The 18,423-nt window shown below is 62.7% G+C and carries 21 protein-coding genes and 1 pseudogene; 14 read left to right on the forward strand and 8 right to left on the reverse strand.

What is annotated here, in order from left to right; all coding sequences use genetic code 11:
• Positions 1–451 (forward strand): annotated as a pseudogene (locus B3B04_RS07670) (hypothetical protein); the annotation flags it as partial.
• A 306-nt stretch (positions 452–757) separates the two neighbouring features.
• The gene (locus B3B04_RS07675; protein ID WP_292041626.1) at positions 758–1,081 is read left to right on the forward strand and encodes a hypothetical protein; all 324 of its coding nucleotides are present in this window, start codon (positions 758–760) and stop codon (positions 1,079–1,081) included.
• 39 nt (positions 1,082–1,120) lie between these two features.
• On the opposite strand, the gene B3B04_RS07680 is transcribed toward B3B04_RS07675, so the two are convergent.
• Positions 1,121–1,408 (reverse strand): DUF983 domain-containing protein, encoded by a 288-nt coding sequence (locus tag B3B04_RS07680; protein WP_292041701.1) that lies wholly within the window; start codon positions 1,406–1,408, stop codon positions 1,121–1,123.
• Between the two features lie 243 nt (positions 1,409–1,651).
• On the opposite strand from B3B04_RS07680, the gene B3B04_RS07685 reads away from it, so the two are divergent.
• Positions 1,652–4,549 carry a tetratricopeptide repeat protein gene (locus B3B04_RS07685; protein WP_292041627.1) on the forward strand — a complete coding sequence of 966 codons (2,898 nt, stop codon included), beginning with the start codon at positions 1,652–1,654 and terminating at the stop codon, positions 4,547–4,549.
• 127 nt (positions 4,550–4,676) lie between these two features.
• On the opposite strand, the gene B3B04_RS07690 is transcribed toward B3B04_RS07685, so the two are convergent.
• The 3 genes from B3B04_RS07690 to B3B04_RS07700 form a co-directional block, all read right to left on the reverse strand.
• The gene (locus tag B3B04_RS07690) at positions 4,677–4,955 is read right to left on the reverse strand and encodes an HU family DNA-binding protein (RefSeq protein ID WP_167179016.1); all 279 of its coding nucleotides are present in this window, start codon (positions 4,953–4,955) and stop codon (positions 4,677–4,679) included.
• Between the two features lie 115 nt (positions 4,956–5,070).
• Positions 5,071–5,844, reverse strand: a complete 774-nt coding sequence (gene fliP, locus B3B04_RS07695; RefSeq protein ID WP_312127758.1) for a flagellar type III secretion system pore protein FliP — start codon at positions 5,842–5,844, stop codon at positions 5,071–5,073.
• Between the two features lie 29 nt (positions 5,845–5,873).
• The gene (locus B3B04_RS07700; protein WP_292041633.1) at positions 5,874–6,239 is read right to left on the reverse strand and encodes a flagellar biosynthetic protein FliO; all 366 of its coding nucleotides are present in this window, start codon (positions 6,237–6,239) and stop codon (positions 5,874–5,876) included.
• Between the two features lie 150 nt (positions 6,240–6,389).
• Here B3B04_RS07700 and flgB point away from each other — a divergent pair, with 150 nt between their 5' ends.
• From flgB to fliE, 3 genes are read left to right on the forward strand one after another with little or no spacing between them, the layout of a single operon-like run.
• Entirely contained in the window at positions 6,390–6,797 is a 408-nt protein-coding gene (gene flgB, locus B3B04_RS07705; protein ID WP_292041635.1) for a flagellar basal body rod protein FlgB, read from the forward strand.
• Positions 6,798–6,809: 12 nt separating this feature from the next.
• Complete coding sequence (gene flgC, locus B3B04_RS07710) at positions 6,810–7,244, forward strand: flagellar basal body rod protein FlgC (protein WP_292041637.1); 435 nt, start codon at positions 6,810–6,812, stop codon at positions 7,242–7,244.
• A gap of 11 nt (positions 7,245–7,255) precedes the next feature.
• On the forward strand, positions 7,256–7,567 hold the full coding sequence (fliE, locus tag B3B04_RS07715) for a flagellar hook-basal body complex protein FliE (protein WP_292041639.1): 312 nt from the start codon (positions 7,256–7,258) through the stop codon (positions 7,565–7,567).
• 77 nt (positions 7,568–7,644) lie between these two features.
• Here the strand turns inward: fliE and folE are convergent, their stop codons facing one another.
• A complete protein-coding gene (gene folE, locus B3B04_RS07720; protein ID WP_292041641.1) occupies positions 7,645–8,232 on the reverse strand; it encodes a GTP cyclohydrolase I FolE in 588 nt (195 codons plus the stop codon).
• 179 nt (positions 8,233–8,411) lie between these two features.
• Between folE and fliQ the strand changes: the two genes are divergently transcribed.
• The 4 genes from fliQ (at position 8,412) to cckA (ending at position 12,706) form a co-directional block, all read left to right on the forward strand.
• On the forward strand, positions 8,412–8,675 hold the full coding sequence (gene fliQ / locus B3B04_RS07725) for a flagellar biosynthesis protein FliQ (RefSeq protein WP_292041643.1): 264 nt from the start codon (positions 8,412–8,414) through the stop codon (positions 8,673–8,675).
• Positions 8,676–8,681: 6 nt separating this feature from the next.
• The gene (fliR, locus tag B3B04_RS07730; protein ID WP_292041644.1) at positions 8,682–9,452 is read left to right on the forward strand and encodes a flagellar biosynthetic protein FliR; all 771 of its coding nucleotides are present in this window, start codon (positions 8,682–8,684) and stop codon (positions 9,450–9,452) included.
• A complete protein-coding gene (gene flhB, locus B3B04_RS07735; RefSeq protein WP_292041646.1) occupies positions 9,445–10,524 on the forward strand; it encodes a flagellar biosynthesis protein FlhB in 1,080 nt (359 codons plus the stop codon). Before fliR ends, flhB begins: the two co-directional genes overlap by 8 nt.
• A gap of 112 nt (positions 10,525–10,636) precedes the next feature.
• Complete coding sequence (gene cckA, locus B3B04_RS07740) at positions 10,637–12,706, forward strand: cell cycle histidine kinase CckA (RefSeq protein ID WP_292041647.1); 2,070 nt, start codon at positions 10,637–10,639, stop codon at positions 12,704–12,706.
• 4 nt (positions 12,707–12,710) lie between these two features.
• Here the strand turns inward: cckA and B3B04_RS07745 are convergent, their stop codons facing one another.
• Positions 12,711–12,899, reverse strand: coding sequence for a hypothetical protein (locus B3B04_RS07745; RefSeq protein WP_292041648.1), 189 nt, complete (start codon positions 12,897–12,899; stop codon positions 12,711–12,713).
• A gap of 175 nt (positions 12,900–13,074) precedes the next feature.
• Between B3B04_RS07745 and B3B04_RS07750 the strand changes: the two genes are divergently transcribed.
• From B3B04_RS07750 to B3B04_RS07765, 4 genes are all read left to right on the forward strand, one after another.
• The gene (locus B3B04_RS07750) at positions 13,075–13,692 is read left to right on the forward strand and encodes a superoxide dismutase (protein ID WP_292041650.1); all 618 of its coding nucleotides are present in this window, start codon (positions 13,075–13,077) and stop codon (positions 13,690–13,692) included.
• A gap of 154 nt (positions 13,693–13,846) precedes the next feature.
• On the forward strand, positions 13,847–16,195 hold the full coding sequence (locus B3B04_RS07755; protein WP_292041651.1) for a bifunctional diguanylate cyclase/phosphodiesterase: 2,349 nt from the start codon (positions 13,847–13,849) through the stop codon (positions 16,193–16,195).
• Between the two features lie 185 nt (positions 16,196–16,380).
• Positions 16,381–16,998 (forward strand): 30S ribosomal protein S4, encoded by a 618-nt coding sequence (gene rpsD / locus B3B04_RS07760; RefSeq protein WP_292041652.1) that lies wholly within the window; start codon positions 16,381–16,383, stop codon positions 16,996–16,998.
• Between the two features lie 152 nt (positions 16,999–17,150).
• Positions 17,151–17,567, forward strand: a complete 417-nt coding sequence (locus B3B04_RS07765; protein ID WP_292041653.1) for a hypothetical protein — start codon at positions 17,151–17,153, stop codon at positions 17,565–17,567.
• Positions 17,568–17,635: 68 nt separating this feature from the next.
• Here B3B04_RS07765 and B3B04_RS07770 read toward each other — a convergent pair whose 3' ends face one another.
• Entirely contained in the window at positions 17,636–18,061 is a 426-nt protein-coding gene (locus B3B04_RS07770; RefSeq protein ID WP_292041654.1) for an acyl-CoA thioesterase, read from the reverse strand.
• A gap of 3 nt (positions 18,062–18,064) precedes the next feature.
• Complete coding sequence (gene grxD, locus B3B04_RS07775; protein WP_292041655.1) at positions 18,065–18,412, reverse strand: Grx4 family monothiol glutaredoxin; 348 nt, start codon at positions 18,410–18,412, stop codon at positions 18,065–18,067.
• Positions 18,413–18,423 lie beyond the last annotated feature (11 nt).

The raw sequence follows: 18,423 nt of genomic DNA on the forward strand, positions 1-18,423 counted from the left end.
CATGCGACTGCTGGGTGACGGCGAGCTGGCCGGGGCCTTGGTCGCAGGTCAGGGCGCTGGCGGAGGTGCGGGGCAAGGCGGCTCGGGCGGCGGTGGTTCGGGCGGCTCCGGCACAGGAACGGGGTGCGATATGCTGGGCCGCCTGCAGGCCATGGTGCGACGCGATGCGCGCGTGCAATCGACCGTTCGGCGGGCGCAACAGGAGTTGAATGCCGGACGGCGCGCGATCCAGCTGTGGGATGGCGACTGGATCCAGAGCACCGGTCAGGACGGACGCGGGTTGGCAGGCGTGCGTCAGGCTATCGCGGTAGAGATTGCCTTCGCCCCGCGGGAATGCCGCATGGAGCAGGTGCGTGGGCTGGTGGTTCTGTCACTAGGCGATGACGCCGGGGCCCCGCGTCTGGCTCTGGGGGCACCAAGCTGGCGTTGGGGAGAACTGGCGACCCGTTAGAGGTCGTCAATTTAAGACCAGTGATAATAGTCAAGACGATCTATCTTTGGTTCGTCGTCGGACCAAAAGAAATCAATGTTTTTTGCCTGAAGCAAAGCTTGAATATCGGCGATTTGCCATACCATAAAAGGCCATATTGATCATATATTTCCACATTTACGCCACATTTGAATAAGGTCTCTTCGGGTCATAAGTGCCTAAAAACACGCCGTTATTCACGATTTTGTGGGATCGACGGGGCCATAATAGGCGTTAGCGTCACTCCAGTAGTCATTGCTGAGCGCAACTGAACAGGGAGGGCGCGTTATGGCGCAAGCCTGGGATCTCGAAGCGGCACGCAAGGTTTTGCACGATTGGTGCGAACGTCGCGTCAGTGAGGCCACGCAGAAAAGTGGTCTGGGTGTTCAATTCGAAGGGGTGGAAGCGTGGCTGTTGGCGCAGTCCCCCAATACCTTGGCCGAGGCCGAGCGTATTCTGGCCGTGATGGATGCATTCGAGGCAGGCCGCACCGAAGGGCTGGATGCACTGGCCAAGGGCGGCGGCGCGCATCGGCGTGACGGAGCGGCCCAATCGCGTGTCAGTCGCAGTTTCGCCCCGTGTGCCTATGGGCCGATGGGCGGGCGGGCCTAAAAGCCAAGGGCCTGAAGCGACTTCAGGCCCGTCTATATTTTAGAAGCGTGCTTCCAGTGCCTTGTGGCGGTACTGGGAGGCGATCATCCACCCCTTGAACGGGCGCAGAATGCCCAGGCACATGGCCGCAATCAGCGGGAAGGTGAAGACGAAGTGCACCCAGATCGGCGGATGCACGGTGAACTCGAACGCCATAAACAGAGCCATGCCGACGATGCCGACCACGGACATGACAAAGAACGCCGGACCGTCGGCCGGATCGGCAAACGCATAGCTGAGGCCGCAGTTCGGGCAGGATTTGCGGATGGTCAGATAGCCTTCCAGCATCGGCCCTTCGCCACAGCGCGGGCAACGGCAGCGGATACCGGTCTTCAGCGAGCTGAGCGGCGGGTATTCGGGTTCTGACACGGCACATCCTTTACTCCGCCGGGGCGGGTACGGTTCACGAATACCCCTGATCTCGCCCTTTAACCGCTCAGTTTCAAGTGAGCGTTTTGTCCAAGACATTTATGGCTTTGCTTAATCGGCGTTAACGGCCATGAAAGCGGTTGGGGGACACAATGGATCGAAATGTCCGGGGCCATCGCCACTAAACGCGCCTTGAAGACCTCTGTTGCGGCCGCCGCAGCAGGGGTGCTTGTGTTTGCGCCCATGGCTCCGATGGCGGTCGCGCGTCAGGCCGATCCGATTGAAATCCGCATCGGGGCCAATGATGCCTTTACCCGCGTAGAGCTCGCTGGCGTCATCGGCAGCCGCGCCCGCGTGCGTCAGGAAGGCCAGCAGGTCATCGTGCGGCTGGGGGCCACGGCAGCCCCTGACATCAGCCGCCTGCGGGTCGATCCGCCCAAGGGCGTGGAAAAGGTCGAGACGCGCGCGGTAACGGGTGCGACCGAACTGGTGCTGACGCTGGCCGAAGGGGTGCGCATGGGCACGGGCCGTGCCGATGGTGCGGTCTGGGTCAATATCCACCCCAATGCCGCGCGCAGTCCCGATGGCAAGCCGTCGCCGGTGCCTGCGGGTGGTGTTGTACCGGTGCGGGTGGAAAGCGCCCATGGCCGCACCACCTTGCGTTTCGAGTGGGGCGGGCAGGTGGCGTCGGCTGTGTTCCGGCGGGGCACGGCGGTCTGGGCGGTGTTCGATCATGCCGCGCGCATGGAGATCAAGGATGGCTCCAGCGAAGGCATCCGCTGGGCTGTAGGGCCGGACTTTACCGCCGTTCGTATCGCTGTCGCGCCCGGTCAGGGCGTCTCGGCGCGCGCCGAGGGCTCGGCCTGGGTTGTGACGGTCGGCGGGGGTGGCGGTGGCGACGGGGTGGAGATCGCCCGCGACGATACGGTCAAGGCCAGCCTGACGGCCCGCATGGCCGGTGCTACCCGCACCATCTGGATGACCGACCCCATGTCGGGCGACAGGTTTGCCGTGGTCCCAGCTCTGGCCCCCGGCAAGGGGGTAAAGACGGGCAAGCGGACCATAGAGGCACAACTGCTGCCGACGGCGCACGGCGTGGCTGTGGCGGCGGTGGCGGATGATCTCTCGGTCGAGACCGCGGGCGACCGCGTGACGATCACGCGCACGCGCGGACTGAAACTGTCCTCTCCGGATGAAGCCTTGCCGCAAGGACCTATGCTGGCCGATGCGCCGCGCGCGGCACGCTATGCGGCGCAGATACTGCCTGAATGGGGCGGCACAGGTCAGGGCGGCTTTACCGCTCGCCATGCCCAACTGCGCGAAGCGGCAGAGCTGGAAATCGGCCGCGCCGTCGAGGATGCCCGCACCCCTATCACCGCCCGCATGGCCTATGCACGGTTCCTCGTCGGATCGGGTTTGCATTTCGAAGCCATCGGCTTGCTGAACAATCTGATCAAACAAAGCCCGTCCATGCTGGGCGTGGCCGAGGTGCGCGGTTTGCGCGGGGCGGCCCGCGCTGCCATCGGTCGCTATGCCGAGGCCGAGGCGGATTTCTCGTCCGGCGCGCTGGCGGGCGATGTCTCGACCCGTCTGTGGCAGGGCTATATCGCCAGCCAACAGGGCGACTGGGAGGCGGCGCGCCGCCTGTTTGCTCAAGGCGCAGGGGCCGTGGACGGCTTTCCCGTGGAATGGCGCGCCCGCTTTGGCACCGCCCACGCCATGGGCGCGCTGGAGGCTGGCGACAAGGAAAGTGCGCGCGAACTGCTGGCCTATGTGTTCGGCCAGAACGATGTGCCTCCGCTGGATCAGCTGGCCGCCCGTCTGGTGCAGGCCAAGCTGTTCGAGATGGACGGCCAGAACGATGTGGCGCTCAAGGTCTATAAGGCCGTGGCGCGCACGCCCATGGATGGTGTGGCTACTCCGGGCAAGCTGGGTGTGATCCGGCTGGAAATGGCCAAGGGCACGCTTAAGGCCGACGCTGCCGCGCGCCAGCTCGAGGCGTTGAAATGGCGCTGGCGCGGCGATGGCACCGAACTGGCGGTCATCCGCACGCTGGGCGAGCTTTATCTGTCGCAAGGCCTGTACCGAGAGGCGCTGACGGCGCTGAAGACGGCAGGGCCGCGCATCACCAGCCTGCCGGGCGGGACCAAGCTGCAAACCGATCTGGATGCCGCCTTCCGAGCGCTGTTCCTTGAGGGGGCCGCAGACGGACTGCAACCGGTTCAGGCGCTGGCGCTGTTCTTTGACTTCCGCGAGCTGACCCCAGTGGGCGCAGACGGCGACGAGATGGTGCGCCGTCTGGCGCGTCGTCTGATCGACGTCGACCTACTGGATCAGGCCGCAGAGCTGCTGAAATATCAGGCCGAGAACCGTCTGGATGGCGTGGCCAAGGCGCAGGTGTCGGCCAATCTGGCGGCCGTTTATCTGATGAACCGTCAGGCCGAACCGGCCCTTAAGGCGCTGTGGTCGTCGCGCAATACGCTGTTGCCCACTGCTGTGGCTCAAGAGCGCCGCGCGCTGGAGGCCCGCGCCCTGATGGAATTGGGCCGCTATGACCACGCGCTGGAGGTGCTGGGCCGTGATGCCACCCCTCAGGCGCGTCAGGTGCGTGCCGAGATTCTGTGGAAGCAGGAGAACTGGGCCGAGGCGGCAGCGCTGTATGAACAGAGGCTGGGCGATCGCTGGCGTGATACCACGCCTTTGACGCCGGTCGAGGAGAGCGAACTGATCCGCGCGGGCGTGGGCTATTCGTTATCGAACAATAGCGCCGCGCTGACGCGCCTGTCACAGCGCTATGGCCGCTTTGCCGAAGGCGCGCGGTCTTCGGGTGCCATCCGTATCTCTCTGGCGGGTCTGGACGGCGTGGGGGCAGGTGGTGTGGCGGACTTTGCCAATCTGTCGGCGCAGGCGGATACCTATGCGGGCTGGATCGCCCAGACCAAGGCCCAGTTCCGCGAGCGTAACCCGCAAGGCGAGGCCAAACCGGCCACGCCTGCTGCGACACCGGCGGCTGCACCCGACCGGCGGTCGCGGGCTAGGACACTATCGATTTCAGAATGAAGAGCATTGCGCGGCCTGACGTTTCGTCTGGCGGCCCCTTGATCCTGCCGGTCTATGCCCGATCAGTCAGGAGGGGATGTGAAAAGGGCGACGGTGCCAAAAGCGCCGCCGCCCCGATCACGAAGGATTAGCTGTTCACAGCGTCCTTGAGCGGCTTCGACACGCGGAAGCGCACGGCCTTCGAGGCCGGGATCTTGATGGTCGCGCCGGTGGCCGGGTTGCGGCCTTCGCGCTCTGCACGCTCAGCGGTGTCGAACACGCCGAGGTTCGAAATGCGCACGTCGCCGCCAGCTTTCAGCGACTTGTGGATGTTTTCGACGATGGCGGTCAGCACCTTGCCGGCGTCAGCCTGCGAAACACCTGCGTCCTTAGCGACAGCAGCGATCAGTTCGGCTTGAGTGGTCATGAGGGTCGTTCCCAAAGTGGTCGCCCGCGAACGTCGGGCGAAGATGAGGGATCAACGATGGTTTTGCGCGATTTGGCAACCCCCCTTGCCGCGCAAATGTAATGAGGGCGGGGATTTATCCCCCGCCAGCTGCTCTTTGGAAGCTCTCGACGAGGCTTCCGGCGACCAGTCGCCAGCCATCAACCAGCACAAAGAAAATCAGCTTGAACGGCAGGGACACAACCACGGGCGGCAGCATCATCATACCCATGGACATCAGCACGCTGGCGACGACCAAATCGATCACAAGGAACGGAACGAAAAGGAGAAATCCGATTTCGAAGGCCTTCTTGAGCTCGCTGATCATGAAGGCCGGAGTGACCACCCGCAGGGGGAGTTCCTCAAGGTCCGTGGGCGCTTCAATTTTCGACAGCCGGGTGAACAACGATAGGTCGTCCCGATCCACCTGAGAGAGCATGAATGTTTTTACAGGAGTTGACGCTGCATCGAAGGCTTCGGGCAGCTCCATCTGCTGATCCATCAGGGGGCGGATGCCCGAATCATAGGCGTCTTGCCAGGTCGGAGCCATGACGATGGCCGACAGAAACAGTGCCAAGGATACCAGCACGGCATTGGGCGGCGACTGTTGCAGGCCCAGTGCCGTCCGCAGCAGCGACAGCACCACCACGATACGCACAAAGCTGGTGGTCATGATGACGATAGAGGGTGCCAGCGACAGCACCGTCATCAGGGCGACCAGTTGCACCACGCGCTCGGACAGGCCCGCGCCGGTGCCCAGATCGATATTGATCGCCGACTGCGCGAGGGCCGCAACCGGCCACACCAGACAGGCCAGCGTGGTCACTGCCGACAGGATGGCGGCACGCTTGAACTCGGCCTTGGACGGCATGCCGAAAAGGGCGGGTCGTTTTCCAGCCATCAGAAACGCTCCTGAAGCGAGGAAACGCGCGGCAGGGGCGAACGCGGACGCTCGATGAATGGCTCTGCGGCGGGGGCAGGGGCTTGGGCCGGTTCGGGCGCGGCGGGCAGGCGCGGCTCGATCAGTTCGCGGCCTTCTCCCAGCAGGATCAGGCGCTCTTCATCGTCCACCCGTACCAGCACCAGACGGCGTGACGGGTCCAGCACCAGTGTCTCGACCACCTTGAGGCGGCGGACCTTTCTTTCGGTCTGCAGGCGGGCCATCAGCTCGGGCGCATAGCGCCGCACCGCATAGGCGGCCAGCCCGATCAGGCCAAGTGTAATGGCCAGTCCGAAGACCGCCCGCAAAAGATCTAGGAGGTTCATAACGCCCGTGGCCCAACAAGCTTTGCCGCTTCTTAAGGCAAAGGTTCCGGCAACGTGGTTAATACGCCTTTAAGAGATAGGGAATATTAACCATGCACGCGGCAAATTATGCCGATCAACGGATTGGGCCATCGGGGAAGAGGGGGAGACATGTCCGTAACCGACCTGTCACTGCTGAACCAGATCAAGGGCCGCCTTGGCTGGCTGGACGACCGCCAGCGGGTGATCGCCCAGAACGTCGCCAACTCCGACACGCCCGGCTATGGCGCGCGCGACCTCAAGGTCCCGACCGATTTCGCCAAGGCCTTGGACAACAACCGCAATGTTCGCGTCATGACTACCCATGCCGCCCACATCGCCCCGAACACGCCGACCATCCGCCACACCGTCAACCGTGCACCCGACAGCGAAACCACGCTGGATGGCAACTCGGTGGTGGTCGAAGAGCAGATGCTGAAAATGGCCGAGAGCCGTATGGCCTATGATGCGGCCATCGGCTTCTACCAGAAATCCATGCAGATGATCCGGCTGGCCGCGCGCAAGCCGGGCGCTGGTTAAGAGGGATAGACCATGGCTGACCCGATCAACGGACGCCCTGCCACGGCCCGCAATCCGGCCATGAGCGTGGCCGCCTCGGCCCTGCGCGCGCAACAGTCGCGCATGCGGGTGATTGCCGAGAATATCGCCAATGCCAACTCGACCGCGCCTGTGGCCGGTGGCGATCCGTATCGTCGCCAGATGCCGGTGTTTCAGGCCCGCAATCTGAACGGCTCGACCGGCGTGGTGCTGGCCGATGTGCGTCCTGACCAGAGCGACTTCAAACTGGAATATGATCCGTCGCATCCGGCAGCGGACGAGCAGGGCTATGTGCGCCGTCCCAATGTCGACACCCTGGTCGAGGCCATGGATATGCGCGAGGCCCAGCGCGCCTATGAGGCCAACCTCAATGTCATCGAGACGGCGCGTGTGATGGAATCGCGCACCCTCGACATCATCAAGCGTTAAGAGGCTAGGCCATGAATCCGATGATGGCGGCACGCCTGTATTCGACCGTTCAGGGCACGGCCATGCCGACCGCCCCGACGCCGCAGACCAATCCGGCCAATGAAGCAGGCGGTTTTGCCGAGCTGCTGAAATCGGTGGTGTCGCAAACCGCCGACCAGACCCGCGCCGCGGAGGTGCAGATGACCCAGAACGTCAACGGTCAGGGCAATCTGATCGACGTGGTTACCTCCATCAGCGCCGCCGAGGCCTCGCTGGAAACTGTTCTGGCTGTCCGCGATCAGGTGATTTCCGCCTATCAGGAAATCATGCGCATGCCGATCTAATTGGCTGCGCGACCAGACATTAAAAAGGGCGGCCCCGATAATCGAGGCCGCCCTTTTTGTATCCGGGTGCGAGCGTCTTAGCCGCGTACCAGACGAAGGAACTCTTCGCGGGTGCGGTGGTCTTCGCGCACCGTGCCCAGCAGGCAGGAGGTGGTCAGGCTGGAGTGGGGCAGGTTCACGCCGCGCATGGTCATGCAGGAGTGTTCGGCCTCGATCACCACGCCGACGCCGTGCGGCTTCAGCACATCCATGATCGCGTGGGCGATTTCCGAGGTCATCTTTTCCTGAATCTGCAGGCGGCGGGCAAAGCCCTGAACCACGCGGGCCAGTTTGGAGATACCCACCACGCGGTCGGTCGGCAGATAGGCCACGTGGGCGCGCCCGATCACCGGCAGCATGTGGTGCTCGCAATGCGAGACAAAGCGGATGTCCTTCAGAACCACTAGTTCGTCATAGCCGCCGACTTCCTCGAAGGTGCGTTCGAGATATTCGCGCGGATCGACGTCATAGCCCTGAAACAGTTCGCGATAGGATTTGGCCACGCGCTTGGGCGTGTCCAGCAGGCCTTCGCGCTGGGGATTGTCGCCAGCCCACCGGATCAGGGTGCGGACGGCGGCTTCGGCCTCTTCCTGAGAGACGGCGGGTGAGTGATCGTGATCAGACATAGGGTCTCTTTAGGACAGACCGATCCATTTGGGGAGAGGCGGTGACACACACAATCACTGCGCCCGCAATATGCACCTTACAAACCCATCGAAGCACCCTAAGGAACAGCTTGGCCGTGTGGTTATCAACTCGTTAACCATGTTGTCGGCATTTATTGCCCAGTTTCTTGGAGCGGTCGATGAGCGGCGCGGAAGTTCTGGATGTGGGTCGTGACGCCCTGTGGCTGACCATTCAGCTGTGCCTGCCCGCGCTGGTGGTGGCTCTGGTCGTAGGTGTGGCGATCGGCCTGTTTCAGGCCCTGACCCAGATTCAGGAGCAGACGCTGGTCTATGCCCCCAAGATCATCGCCATCTTTATCTCGCTGCTGCTGTTCCTGCCGCTGATGGGCGCGCTGCTGGGCAGTTTCATGCGCGAGATCGCCGTCAAGATCGCGGGCATCTAGCGGGCGATGGAGCCCTATGCCACAGCACAGCAGGTCTGGGCCGCAGGCCTTTTGTTCGCGCGTCTGGGCGCGGTCATCATGCTGCTGCCCGGTATCGGTGAATCCTATGTGCCCGCGCGGGTGCGTCTGTCGCTGGCGCTGCTGATCGCGCTGGTTCTGTTTCCGATTGTCGGCCACACCTTGCCCGCCCTGCCGCCGACGCTGGGCAGTGTGGTGGGCTGGATCATCCGCGAGGTTCTGGTGGGGCTGGCCATCGGGGCGGTACTGCGCAGTTTCATGACTGCCATGGTCACGGCAGGCGAGATCGTCTCCATGCAGACGACGCTGGGCTTTTCGCAGACGGCCAACCCCATGCAGGCCTCGCCCGGATCGACCATATCGGCATTCCTGACCCTGCTGGGTATCACCCTGATCTTTGCGACCAACACCCACCATCTGTTCATCGGCGGGCTGGTCAGCAGCTATGATCTGATCGCGCCGGCCAAGCCACTGATCGTCGCTGATTTCAGCACTCTGGCCGTGCGCACTTTGGGGCAGAGTTTTCTGCTTGGGGTACAGTTGGCGGCACCTGTTTTGGTGTTTGCTTTGATCTTCAATCTGGCGTCGGGTCTGGTGGCGCGGGTGATGCCGTCGTTTCAGGTCTATTTCGCCGCTGCGCCTTTGAGCGTTCTGCTGGGGCTTTCGGTTTTCGCGCTCAGCCTGGGTGTGCTGGGCACTGTGTTCATTGACCGTTACCGCGCACTGGCGCGGGTGATGGCGGGAGGGACCCTTGGCTGAGGATGCCGACCAAGAGTCAAAAACAGAAGAAGCCACCCCGCGAAAACTTCAGGACGCGCGCAAGAAGGGTGACTTTGCCAAGTCGCCAGACGTGGCCACCACCCTGTCTCTGGGCGGGGCAGCGGCGGTCCTGCTGATTGGCGGCAGCCATTTCTCCATGCAGATGGCCGAGGACCTGGTGCCTTTTATTGCCAGCCCTCACGCCATGCTGGGCGGGCTGGAAGCGGGTGGCGGCGTCGAAATCGGCATGCAGGCGCTCAAGGCGGTGACGCCGTTTCTGGGCGCGCTGATGTTAGCGGTGATCATAGGCAGTATGGCGGGCAATCTGGCCCAGTCGCAGGGCTTCATCCTCACTGCCGAGAAGCTGAAGCCGAAGTGGTCGACGATCAGCCCGCTGGGCGGGTTCAAGCGCATTTTTGGTCCCGACGGACTGGTTCAATTCCTCAAGACCTTCCTCAAACTGGTGGCGATCGGCGCGATTTGTTGGTGGGTGTTGAAGCCGCACGTCCGCGAGGTCGAAAATCTGGCGGCCATGAGCCCGCTGGCCATCCTGCCCTATGCGCTGGATATGGCGATGCGCCTGTTTATCGCGGCGCTGGTGTTTTTGGCGCTGACGGCGGGGGTGGACTACCTGTGGCAGCGGATGCGCTTTGCCAAGCGGATGCGCATGACCAAACAGGAGTTCAAGGACGACTTCAAACAGTCCGAAGGTGACCCGCACGTCAAAGCCAAACTGCGCCAGATCCGTATGCAGCGCAGCCGCCAGCGTATGATGCAGGCCGTGCCGAACGCCACCGTCGTGGTCACCAACCCGACCCACTACTCGGTCGCCCTGCGCTATGAGCCCGACGAGGGCGACGCCGCGCCCGTCTGCGTGGCCAAGGGCGTAGATGCTCTGGCCCTGCGCATCCGCGAGGTCGCCCGCGAAAACGGGGTGCCGGTGGTCGAGAACGTGCCACTGGCGCGTGGTCTGTATGCCAGCGTCGAGGTGGACGAGATCATCCCCCGCGAACATTTCGAAGCTGCCGCCAAGGTCATTGGCTTCGTCATGCAGAGCCGCAAGTCCCGCTAGGGCGTGCGCTAACCCAGAAGTGACCCCGCCATTGTCCCTTATCGGGACAGGATAGGGTTAAGCTTTTCCAGCTTACGATCCGTGGCGTATGATTCGCTGAAGGCGAGGCGAGATGACAGTTTCCACCCCACAGGTTCGCAAGAAGGCCAAGGCGCTGCGTCGCGGGCGTCTGGACCCGTTGCTGCTGGTGATGGCGGTGGGGTTTGCGCTGGCGGTAGCGGCGATTGCCTATCCGGCGTTTCGCGCTGACGCGTTCACGGCCCCTAGCCTGATCCTTGTCATCGCGGCGGGCCTGATTGCCGTGGTCGGCATCAATGTGTTTGGCCGTGCCGAGCGTCGCCCCACGGGGGATACTGCCGTCGAAATGCTGGACGCTATGGGGGAGCCCGCGGCTCTGGTGTGGGATAGCGGTCAGGTGCTGGCTTACAACGCCGCATGGGCCGAGGAGAATGGCGATCTGGCCAACCTGCCGCGCGGCAAGTCGGGGCGGGCTCTCTACATGGCCTTTGCCCAGGCCCGCGAGGGCGAACAGGGGCGTGCCATTGTCCAGATCGGCAGCCGTGAAAAAGAAGTTCTGATCGGCGATGCGGGGCAGGGGCGTTTTCTGGTCCGAGCCGCACCCGATGCCGCCTTACCGATCTCCGAAGCACCGGTTCAGGGCACGCCTGTCGCCACCGTGCAGGGCGAGGCCCGCGCCATGGCAGCGGGGGCGCCGTTCGGTTCGGCCCTCATCCGTGGCGATGATCTGTTTGCGGGCAAGGTCAGCGAGCCCAATGCTGCCCTGTCGGTGCTGACCGGTCCTGCGGCCTCTGGGGATGCCGCCTTTGGCCACCTGTTCGATGCGTCCGGCGTGGCCGAGGCGCGCGCCAAACTGGAGGCGGGGTCGTCCGGCCCGATTGAACTGGTCGCCCGCGCCCACCCGGATCGCAGTCTGCACCTCTATGTCGCGCCCGAGGGCGATGGCCGTCGCATCTGGCTATTTGATGTGACGGGCCAGAAGTCGATGGAGCTGCAGCTGTCGCAGGCTCAGAAGATGCAGGCTGTCGGCCAGCTGGCCGGCGGCGTGGCGCACGACTTCAACAATCTGCTGACGGCTATCCAGCTGCAACTGTCAGGCTTGCTGGAGCGTCACCCCGTAGGCGATCCGTCTTACGAGGGGCTGAACGAAATCCGCCAGACAGCCATCCGCGCGGCCGATCTGGTGCGCAAGCTGCTGGCCTTCTCGCGCAAGTCGACTGTGCGCCGCGAGCGTCTCGATTTGGGCGAACTGGTGGGCGAGTTTGCCGTCCTGCTGCGCCGCCTGCTGCGCGAGGATGTGCGGCTGGAAACCGACCATGGCCGCGACCTGCCGCTGGTGCTGGCTGACAAGTCGCAGTTGGAAACGGCGGTGATGAATCTGGCGGTGAATGCTCGCGATGCCATGCGCGGCGTGGTCGAGCCAGGGGCGGGCGTCGTGACGATCCGCACCCGTAGCCTGTCACAGGCCGAGGCGCGCGATATGGGATGGCGCGACGCGACCGAAGAAGTGGCGCTGATCGAGGTGGCCGACACCGGCCCGGGCGTGCCGACCGAACTGCTAGACAAGATTTTCGAGCCCTTCTTTACCACCAAGGCGGTCAATGAGGGCACAGGCATGGGGCTGGCCACCGTTTACGGGATCGTCCAGCAGGCGGGTGGCCACATCAATGTCACCAATATCGATGGCGCGGGCGCGGCCTTCCGTATCTTCCTGCCCGCGGCCTCTGCCGAGGAACTGGTCGAGGTGCCGGTGGCCGAAAAGGTCGTCAAGGCACCGCGCGATCTGTCGGGCGCGGGCCGCATTCTGTTCGTCGAAGACGAGGCGGCTGTGCGCGGCATCGCCGCCCGACTGCTACGTCAGCGCGGCTATGAGGTGATCGAAGCCTCGGATGGCGAGGAAGCCCTGATCCTGGCCGAAGAGTGGGCCGGTCAGATCGATATGCTGATTTCGGACGTCATCATGCCGGGTCTGGATGGCCCGTCACTGCTGCGCAAGGCACGGCCTTTCCTTGGCGATGCGCCGGTCATGTTTATTTCAGGCTATGCCGAAAGCGACTTCTCGGACCTGTTGCAGGACGAGGTGGGCGTCAGCTTCCTGCCCAAGCCGCTGGACATCAAAACCTTGGCCGAGCGGGTTAAACAGGAACTCTACGCCGAGGGCTGATCCCTCAGATGGTGACGGAGAACCCGCGCGGTTCATCAGCCACATTATAGCGGCGACGGCGGGCCTCATCGAACAGCATATCGCCCAGCTCATAAATCTGGCGCTTGCTAAGACGCGGCATGATGCAGTGCAGCTGGGTCTTGAGGATGTCCAGCTCGGCGTCAGACAGGGGGGCCTCTGCATGCGTAGACATAAGCATACCTTTAAGCGGGGAGAACGTTCTGAAACGCGCTCGCCGTAACGGTGTTCCCTTAAAAGGCGAAAACCAAAAATTTTCTGTGAAAGTGCCCGTAGAGCCTTGGGTTTGCGCCCAGCGTCTCTAGATAGAGGGCAAGTGGAATCGGATCACTCAATCAAGGAGACCCATCATGGCCTTTACCCTTCCGCCGCTCCCCTACGCCTATGACGCGCTGGAACCGGCCATCGATAAGGAGACGATGACCTTCCACCACGACAAGCACCACCAGACCTATGTCGACAACCTGAACAAGGCGGTCGAGGCTGATGCTTCGCTGCAAGGTCTGTCGCTGGAAGACATGTTCGCCAAGATGTCGTCGCTGCCGAAGGCCGTGCGCAACAACGGTGGCGGCCACTGGAACCACGCCCTGTTCTGGGAACTGCTGGCTCCGGCCGACAAGGCTGGCGAGCCGTCGGCTGAGCTGGCTGCCGCTATCGACGCCGATCTGGGCGGCATGGACGCCTTCAAGGAAGCCTTCAATGCCGCTGGCGCTGGCCAGTTCGGCTCGGGCTGGGCTTGGCTGATCGTGCAGAACGGCAAGCTGAAGGTCACCTCGACCCCGAACCAGGACAACCCGCTTATGGACGTCGCCGACGAAAAGGGCGCTGTCGTCCTCGGCGCCGACGTGTGGGAGCACGCCTACTATCTGAAATACCAGAACCGCCGCGCCGACTATCTGAAGTCGTTCTGGACGGTGGTGAACTGGAACAAGGTCAACGAACTGTACGCCGCAGCCATCAAGGGCTGATTTGTAGCGTCGTTTCCTGACATTTCAGGGGATATTCACAGGGAGCTGGTCCAACCAGCTCCCTGTTTCCGTTTAAGGGCCTGTTATCCCTTATCGTTTGGACGCTAGTTACGCTTCTGGGCCCAGAACGTGCCCACGAGTTTGGGAACGTAGTATGCGCGTGTTGACGTGTGTGGTCGAAGACCACAACTGGATGCTGGTGGCCTTGGCGGCTCTGGTGTGCGTGATCGGGTCGGTGATCACCATGAGCCTGTTCCGTAAGATGCACGGAACGAGCGGCTTGACCCGCGCGACCTGGCTGGTGACCGGCGCGGGCGCGGGCGGTGCCGCCATCTGGTGTACCCACTTCATTGCCATGCTGGCGTGGACGCCTTCGATGGTTACCGCCTATGAACCTGCCGCGACGGCGGCTTCGCTTGTGGTCGCTCTTGCCGGGTGTGCCTTGGCGCTGGGTATCGGTTCCTTGAAAGGTACCGCGCCGAGGCTGGCCGGTGGGGCCCTGTTCGGGCTTTCAGTCTCGGCTATGCACTATCTGGGCATGGCCGGTTTGGAAAACCGCGCCTTCCTCTTGTTCGATCCGACCTATGTCATCGTCTCGGTTGTCTTGGCGATCGGCCTCGGTATGGCGGCCTTTTCTCTCGCCAGCCGGCGCAAGGCCATTCAGGCAAATGTTCTGGGAAGCCTTGCCCTGGTGGGCGCGATCGTCAGCCTGCACTTTACCGGCATGGCCGCTGTCACTGTGCTGCCCATGGATGCCGCCCTTCAGACGTCGGGCGTCAGCCATAGTTTGCTGGCGTTCGGTGTAGCCGGTGTCGGCATGCTGCTGCTGGGCTCGGCATTGGCTACCTATGCCCTTCAAGACCAAACCCAAAAACGCGAACACCGCCGTCTGAACGCCCTTATCGACGGGGCTGCGGACGGCATGGTGATTGAAATCGACGGCGATATCGTAACGGCCAACGAGGCCTTTGTATCGCTGTGCGGTCTGATCTCGGCCGATCTGCGCGGCACGCCTATCGCGCGCTGGATCGAGGACGCCGAGGCCATGACTGGACAGGCGGTGGTGCAGAGCCAGCTGCGGACCGTGGACGGCGAACAGGTGCCCGTCGAAGTCACTGTCCGGCACGAGCGCGGTGAAGGCGGCGTAGCGGTGCGCCTTTTTGCTGTGCGCGATCTTAGACGGCGTCTGGAGCAGGAGCGGCGCATCGCTTTCCTGGCCCGAAATGACAGTCTGACCGGTCTGCCCAACAGGGCATCTTTCCTTGAAAAGATGGCGCGCATGACGCAGCTGCTGGCTGGAGGCGGTCGCTTCGCTCTGTTCGCGATCGATCTGGACCGGTTCAAGGACGTCAATGACCTGTATGGCCATGCGGTTGGCGATCAGCTGCTGGTGCACATTGCCGGCAATCTGAAACGGGCCTCGCAAGAAGGCGAGTTCATTGCCCGTCTTGGCGGGGACGAGTTCATTGGCTTGGTGCCGCTGAAGCCCGAGGCTGACGAAGCCCATATCCGGGCCGCCGCCATGCGCTGGATCGAGGCGATCCAGATTCCGATGTCAAGCGAGCATACGGACGTCGGATGCGGCGCATCGGTGGGGGTCGCCGTCTGGCCTACCGATGCAGAGGACGCCTCTATCCTTATCAACAATGCCGATCTGGCCATGTATCGCGCCAAGGCGTCGCTGCATGACAAGGTCTGCTTTTATGAAAAAGCGATGGACGAGGCTGTCCGCCATCGTCGCCGCGTGACCCAGGGGCTTCGCGAAGCGCTGGAGCAGGAGCAGTTCCAAATCTACTACCAGCCACAGGTGAGCGTGTCGGGTGGCGACATCACCGGCTATGAGGCTCTGCTGCGCTGGCCGCAGGCGGACGGCTCCTTCGTGCCTCCGGACCAGTTCATTCCCGTTGCAGAGGATTCCGGTCTGATCCTGCCGATAGGCGAATGGGTACTGCGCCGGGCCTGTCAGGAAGCGATGCTCTGGGACAAGCCCTTGCGTCTGGCAGTCAATCTGTCGCCCGTACAGCTGGGGCACGCCGATCTGCCGCGTCTGGTGCAGCAGATCTTGCTGGAAACAGGGCTGTCTCCCTCACGACTGGAACTGGAGATCACCGAGACGGCCATGATTTCGGACATGGTCCGCTCTACCCACATTCTGCGCCAATTGAAGGCGTTGGGTGTATCGATTGCGATGGACGATTTCGGTACCGGCTATTCGTCCTTGTCGACTCTGCGGGCTTTTCCGTTCGACAAGATCAAGCTTGATCGCGCCTTCATGACCGAGTTGGGCGGCAGCCCCCAGTCCCGCGCCATCATCCGCGCCGTCCTGACCATCGGCGAAAGTCTCAATATTCCGGTATTGGCCGAAGGGGTAGAGACACCCGATCAACTGGACTTCCTGCGAGAGCAAGGCTGTGACGAGGTGCAGGGCTTCCTGTTGGGCCGCCCGATGCGCGATGCGCGGCCTTTGAAAGATGCGACTACGGCTTTCGCCGAGGCCGGCTGAGGGCGGTAGTGGCCTTCAAAAGCCCGCAAAGATTGACTCTGAAGGGGTTCGGGGTCATAAGCGCGCCCTTCACATCACGGGTTTGCGCCCGAGGTGCGTTTGAACACGGACGATGCGTGAACCGCCGTTGAGATCGTCCCTCCAATAGGGGAGGGACCGGGCCGCGTCATATAAGAGAGTAGACTATGTCCAAGCGTCATAGCGCCAAGTACAAAATCGACCGCGCCATGGGTGAAAACCTGTGGGGCCGCGCCAAGTCGCCGGTCAACAAGCGTTCGTACGGCCCGGGCCAACACGGCCAGCGTCGTAAGTCGAAGGTTTCGGACTTTGGTCTGCAACTGAAGGCCAAGCAAAAGCTCAAGGGTTACTACGGCAACATCACCGAGAAGCAATTCTCGGCGATCTACGCTGAAGCCAACCGTCGTAAGGGCAACACCTCGGAAAACCTGATCGGCCTGCTGGAATCGCGTCTGGACGCTATCGTCTACCGCGCCAAATTCGTGCCGACCGTTTGGGCTGCCCGTCAGTTCGTCTCGCACGGCCACGTCACCGTCAACGGCAAGAAGGTCGATATCGCTTCTTACCGCGTGAAGGCCGGCGACGTCGTCGAGGTCAAGGAAAAGTCGCGCAACATGGCTCTGGTGCTGGAAGCCCAGCAGTCGGGCGAGCGTGACATCCCGGACTATCTGGAACTGGGTGACCGCGGTTTCTCGGTGCGCTACGTGCGCGTGCCGGAACTGGCCGACGTGCCGTATCCGGTGAAGATGGAACCGAACCTGATCGTCGAATACTATTCGTCGTAATCAGTAACGAAATCCCGTTTCGGCGGGAAAATCGTTCGGAGAAGGCTCCGCTTCGGCGGGGCCTTCTTTTCTTTGTAAAAAATCACTGTTCCTTTCTTGTGCGAATGAGGTCATTCTGACCTTGGCCGTGCGCGTTCTGGAGGGAGGCCGATATGACGAAACTGAGCTTCCGCTCACTGACCCGCACCGCGCGCCTGATGGTGGTCGTCGGTGGCACTGCAGCCCTGTCGGCCTGCGCGACCCTGTCGTCTGAAATCGCGCCCATGCCCGGCACGCTGGAACCGATCCACGGCGCGGCCTTTACCGACGATCTGGCCATTGTCCGTGTGACGTCGAACGGATGCACCACCAAGTCGGATCTGGTGCCTTATCTGACCCGTGCGCGCGACTTCTCGATCCTGACGGTACGTCGTCTCAACGAGGACCAGTGCAACAATCCCATGCCCGATGGTCTGGAAGTTCAGTGGACCTTCGAGGAGCTGGGTTTGCCGCATGGCACGGCGGTGACCGTCAACAACCCGTTCCGGCTTAAGGACGTGGTTGTGCAGGGACGCGGCCGCTCCAGCTAAGGCTGGCCATTCTGTATAGCTTTACGAGACGTCAGGGCGCGGGGACGCGCCCCCTGCTTTGTAGCGCCTCAGGCCGAAAACGGTGCCAGCATGTTGGCTTGAATACGCGTCGGGCGCAGGGTCTTGGCCTCGACAAGACACCATTCGGAAATGCCCTGAGCGCAGACCTTGCCCTCGGCATCCTCGATACGGACATAGCGGGCAAAGCGCGGGCCCTGCGGGTCACCGACCCAGGTGCGGGCCACAATGCCCTTGGCGTCCGGCAGAATGCCACGGAAGTAGTCGATCTCGTGGCGCAGGGCGACCCACGACCATTTGGCGCGCGTTTGGTCGTCAAAGCGGGCGTTCCAGTGGGCGGTGCCCACATCCTGAAGCCAGCCGACATAGACCACATTGTTTACGTGGCCATTTTCGTCAATGTGCTCGGGCCGCACGTCCAGCGGGACGACAAAGACCTCTCGGTCTGCGCGTGGTTCCAGTACGGCCCGTGCCATCGCTTAGTCCTCGACCCGGGCGATGCCCTTTTCGGCCATCAGGGCCTGAAGCTCGCCGGACTGGAACATTTCGCGGACGATGTCGGAACCGCCGACGAACTCGCCCTTCACATAAAGCTGCGGAATGGTCGGCCAGTCGGTGTAGGTCTTGATGCCTTCGCGCAGGGATTCCGACTGCAGCACGTCAACGCCCACGAAGGCGACGCCCACGTGATCGAGGATCTGCACAGCCAGAGACGAGAAACCGCAACGCGGCGAATCCGGCGTGCCTTTCATAAACAGGACGACGTCATGATCCTTCACGGCGGAGTCGATGAAGGCGTGGACGGGATCGGCGTTTTGGTCAGTCACTTGAGCTACCC

Source organism: Brevundimonas sp. UBA5713 (assembly GCF_002419815.1).
Classification (GTDB): Bacteria; Pseudomonadota; Alphaproteobacteria; order Caulobacterales; family Caulobacteraceae; genus Brevundimonas.

Coding starts and splice junctions, on each gene's coding strand:
- B3B04_RS07755 (WP_292041651.1), top strand. CDS start 13,847: ATGCGCGTGTTGACGTGTGTGGTCGAAGACCACAACTGGATGCTGGTG.
- fliP (WP_312127758.1), bottom strand. CDS start 5,844: ATGCCGTCCAAGGCCGAGTTCAAGCGTGCCGCCATCCTGTCGGCAGTG.
- fliQ (WP_292041643.1), top strand. CDS start 8,412: ATGAGCGGCGCGGAAGTTCTGGATGTGGGTCGTGACGCCCTGTGGCTG.
- B3B04_RS07675 (WP_292041626.1), top strand. CDS start 758: ATGGCGCAAGCCTGGGATCTCGAAGCGGCACGCAAGGTTTTGCACGAT.
- fliE (WP_292041639.1), top strand. CDS start 7,256: ATGAATCCGATGATGGCGGCACGCCTGTATTCGACCGTTCAGGGCACG.
- cckA (WP_292041647.1), top strand. CDS start 10,637: ATGACAGTTTCCACCCCACAGGTTCGCAAGAAGGCCAAGGCGCTGCGT.
- flgB (WP_292041635.1), top strand. CDS start 6,390: ATGTCCGTAACCGACCTGTCACTGCTGAACCAGATCAAGGGCCGCCTT.
- B3B04_RS07690 (WP_167179016.1), bottom strand. CDS start 4,955: ATGACCACTCAAGCCGAACTGATCGCTGCTGTCGCTAAGGACGCAGGT.
- B3B04_RS07770 (WP_292041654.1), bottom strand. CDS start 18,061: ATGGCACGGGCCGTACTGGAACCACGCGCAGACCGAGAGGTCTTTGTC.
- B3B04_RS07750 (WP_292041650.1), top strand. CDS start 13,075: ATGGCCTTTACCCTTCCGCCGCTCCCCTACGCCTATGACGCGCTGGAA.
- B3B04_RS07685 (WP_292041627.1), top strand. CDS start 1,652: ATGTCCGGGGCCATCGCCACTAAACGCGCCTTGAAGACCTCTGTTGCG.
- fliR (WP_292041644.1), top strand. CDS start 8,682: ATGGAGCCCTATGCCACAGCACAGCAGGTCTGGGCCGCAGGCCTTTTG.
- B3B04_RS07745 (WP_292041648.1), bottom strand. CDS start 12,899: ATGTCTACGCATGCAGAGGCCCCCCTGTCTGACGCCGAGCTGGACATC.
- rpsD (WP_292041652.1), top strand. CDS start 16,381: ATGTCCAAGCGTCATAGCGCCAAGTACAAAATCGACCGCGCCATGGGT.
- folE (WP_292041641.1), bottom strand. CDS start 8,232: ATGTCTGATCACGATCACTCACCCGCCGTCTCTCAGGAAGAGGCCGAA.
- B3B04_RS07680 (WP_292041701.1), bottom strand. CDS start 1,408: ATGCTGGAAGGCTATCTGACCATCCGCAAATCCTGCCCGAACTGCGGC.
- B3B04_RS07765 (WP_292041653.1), top strand. CDS start 17,151: ATGACGAAACTGAGCTTCCGCTCACTGACCCGCACCGCGCGCCTGATG.
- flgC (WP_292041637.1), top strand. CDS start 6,810: ATGGCTGACCCGATCAACGGACGCCCTGCCACGGCCCGCAATCCGGCC.
- B3B04_RS07700 (WP_292041633.1), bottom strand. CDS start 6,239: ATGAACCTCCTAGATCTTTTGCGGGCGGTCTTCGGACTGGCCATTACA.